The sequence below is a fragment of the Vibrio sp. PNB23_22_6 genome (assembly GCF_052877535.1).
Genome location: NZ_JBNFXP010000075.1, coordinates 1 through 596, shown reverse-complemented (window position 1 = coordinate 596; position 596 = coordinate 1). Strand labels below are relative to the sequence as shown.

General features: G+C 46.3%; 1 protein-coding gene. It reads left to right on the top strand.

Annotated features, from left to right (window positions below):
• The coding region (locus ACVA54_RS19675) for an EF-Tu C-terminal domain-related protein (protein ID WP_446582217.1) at positions 1–591 on the top strand (591 nt) is incomplete at its 5' end.
• Positions 592–596 lie beyond the last annotated feature (5 nt).

Below are 596 nucleotides of genomic sequence, written 5' to 3'. Positions count from 1 at the left end.
TACATCCCTGAGCCAGAGCGTGCAGTAGATATGCCATTCCTAATGCCTATCGAAGACGTATTCTCTATCCAAGGTCGTGGTACAGTAGTTACTGGTCGTATCGAGCGCGGTATCCTAAACGTTGGTGACGAAGTTGCTATCGTTGGTATCAAAGACACTACTACTACTACATGTACTGGTGTTGAAATGTTCCGTAAGCTTCTAGACGAAGGTCGTGCTGGTGAGAACGTTGGTGCACTTCTACGTGGTACTAAGCGTGACGAAGTTGAACGTGGTCAAGTACTAGCTAAGCCTGGTTCAATCACTCCACACACTAAGTTCGAGTCAGAAGTATACGTACTTTCTAAAGATGAAGGTGGTCGTCACACTCCATTCTTCAAAGGCTACCGTCCACAGTTCTACTTCCGTACAACTGACGTAACTGGTGACATCTCTCTACCAGAAGGCGTAGAAATGGTAATGCCAGGCGACAACATCCAAATGGTTGTTGAACTAATCGCTCCTATCGCAATGGACGAAGGTCTACGTTTCGCTATCCGTGAAGGTGGCCGTACTGTAGGTGCTGGTGTTGTTGCTAAGATCTTCGAATAATTCTT